The sequence below is a fragment of the Pseudomonas citronellolis genome (assembly GCF_029335315.1).
Classification (GTDB): domain Bacteria; phylum Pseudomonadota; class Gammaproteobacteria; order Pseudomonadales; family Pseudomonadaceae; genus Pseudomonas; species Pseudomonas citronellolis_A.
On record NZ_JARJLT010000056.1, the window covers coordinates 1 to 2,299 of the forward strand.

3 protein-coding genes are annotated in these 2,299 nt (G+C 66.6%); all 3 read right to left on the reverse strand.

Annotation, left to right across the window (positions count from 1 at the left end):
* Positions 1-9 precede the first annotated feature (9 nt).
* The 3 genes from P3W75_RS04800 to P3W75_RS04810 are packed head-to-tail and all read right to left on the reverse strand — an operon-like array spanning position 10 to position 2,152.
* On the reverse strand, positions 10-744 hold the full coding sequence (locus P3W75_RS04800) for an amino acid ABC transporter ATP-binding protein (protein WP_276226220.1): 735 nt from the start codon (positions 742-744) through the stop codon (positions 10-12).
* A complete protein-coding gene (locus P3W75_RS04805) occupies positions 741-1,409 on the reverse strand; it encodes an amino acid ABC transporter permease (RefSeq protein WP_276226221.1) in 669 nt (222 codons plus the stop codon). The genes P3W75_RS04800 and P3W75_RS04805 overlap by 4 nt, the downstream gene beginning before the upstream one ends.
* Positions 1,406-2,152 carry an amino acid ABC transporter permease gene (locus P3W75_RS04810; protein ID WP_276226222.1) on the reverse strand — a complete coding sequence of 249 codons (747 nt, stop codon included), beginning with the start codon at positions 2,150-2,152 and terminating at the stop codon, positions 1,406-1,408. The genes P3W75_RS04805 and P3W75_RS04810 overlap by 4 nt, the downstream gene beginning before the upstream one ends.
* Positions 2,153-2,299 lie beyond the last annotated feature (147 nt).

Below are 2,299 nucleotides of genomic sequence, written 5' to 3' on the forward strand. Positions count from 1 at the left end.
AGTCGGGTTTCAGTGGGTGAGGATCTTGGCGAGGAACTGCCGGGCGCGTTCCGAGCGGCCGTCGAGGTCGCCGAAGAATTCGTCCTTGGCGCAGTCTTCGACGATCTGCCCGCGGTCCATGAAGATCACCCGGTCGGCGACCTTGCGGGCGAAGCCCATCTCGTGGGTCACGCACATCATGGTCATGCCTTCCTGGGCCAGCTGGACCATGACGTCGAGCACCTCGTTGACCATCTCCGGGTCGAGCGCCGAGGTCGGCTCGTCGAACAGCATGACGATCGGGTCCATGGCCAGCGCGCGGGCGATCGCCACGCGCTGCTGCTGGCCGCCGGAAAGCTGGCCGGGGTGCTTGTGCGCGTGGGCCTTGAGGCCGACCCGGTCGAGCAGCGCCAGGCCCTTCTCGGTGGCCTCGTCCTTGCCGCGGCCGAGCACCTTGACCTGGGCGATGGTGAGGTTCTCGGTGATCGACAGGTGCGGGAACAGCTCGAAGTGCTGGAACACCATGCCGACCCGCGAGCGCAGCTTCGGCAGGTTGGTCTTCGGGTCGGCGATGGAGGTGCCGTCGACCACGATGTCGCCCTTCTGGAACGGCTCCAGCGCGTTGACGCACTTGATCAGCGTCGACTTGCCCGAGCCGGAGGGGCCGCAGACCACCACCACCTCGCCCTTGGCGACCGCGGTGCTGCAGTCGGTGAGAACCTGGAAGTCGCCGTACCACTTGTTGACGTTCTGGATGCTGATCATAGGGCGAACCTTTTCTGCAGGCGCTTGACCCCGAGCGAGGCGGAGAAGCTGACGATGAAGTAGACGAGACCGGCGAAGATCAGGAACTCGTGGGGCTGGCCGATGATGTCGCCGCGCGAGCGCGCCGCGTTGAGGAAGTCCATCAGGCCGACGGTGTAGACCAGCGAGGTGTCCTGGAACAGGATGATGCTCTGCTGCAGCAGCAGCGGGGTCATCTTGCGGAACGCCTGCGGCAGGATGATCAGCCGCATGCACTGCCCGTAGCTCATGCCCAGGGCCTGCGCCGCACCCATCTGGCCCTTGGGGATGGCCTGGATGCCGGCACGGACGATCTCGCAGAAGTACGCCGCCTCGAACATCACGAAGGCCACCAGGCAGCTGGTGAAGGCACCCACCGGGGTGTCGCTGCCGGTGATCCAGCGCAGGATGTAGGGCACCGCCAGGTAGAACCAGGTGATCACCAGCAGCAGCGGGATGGAGCGGAAGTAGTTGACGTAGAAGCCGGCCAGGTTGCTCAGCAGGCGGTTGTGCGACAGGCGCATCAGCGCCAGCAGGGTGCCCAGCACCACGCCGCCGAGCACGCCCAGGGCGGTCAGCTGCAGGGTCATGGCCATGCCGTCCCACAGGCCCGGCAGCGCCGGGACGATCGAACTGAAGTCCATCACTTGCCCCCCACGGAAAGCAGGCCGGGCAGCGCGAGCTTGCGCTCGACCAGGCGCATGCCAAGCATCAGGCTCATGTTCAGGGTGAAGTAGATCAGCGTGGCCAGGGTGAAGGCCTCGAACAGGTTGGCGCTGAACTCGGCGGTCTGCTTGGTCTGCGCCAGCAGTTCCATGAGGCCGATCAGCGAGGCCACCGAGGAGTTCTTGAAGATGTTGAGGAACTCCGAGGTCAGCGGCGGGATGATGATCCGGAAGGCCTGCGGCAGCAGCACGTGACGGTACACCTGGGGCAGGCTGAAGCCCATCGCGCGGCCGGCGGCGAGTTGCCCGCGCGGCAGCGCCTGGATGCCGGTGCGCACCTGCTCGCAGACCCGCGCGGCGGTGAACAGGCCCAGGCACACCACGACGCTGATGAAGGCCGAGGTCTCCGGCGCCAGGCCGAGCTTGAACCAGTCCTGCAGCGGCTGTGGCAGCAGGTCGGGAACCAGGAAGTACCAGATGAACAGTTGCACCAGCAGCGGCACGTTGCGGAACAGCTCGACGTAGGCGGTGCCGATGGCCGCCAGCCAGCGGTTCGGCAGGGTGCGCAGCACGCCCAGCGCTGAACCCAGCGCGAGGGCGACGAGCCAGGCGGAGAGGGCGACGGCGATGGTCCAGCCGAGGCCGGTGAGGTACCAGTCCAGGTAGATCTCGTCGCCGATCCCGGTGGACTTGAAGAACACGCCCCAGTCCCAGGTGTAATGCATGATGGGTTTCCCCTCGAAGGAAGTGCGTGGTTGCGCTCATGGCTGCAACCACGCGAGCGCCGGAGCCGGGCGCGCAGGCGCCCGCGTCCGTGGGTGGCGGACGTTTCCGGTTCGGTTCAGGAATGAAAAGGAGGCCGGGAGCGCCGG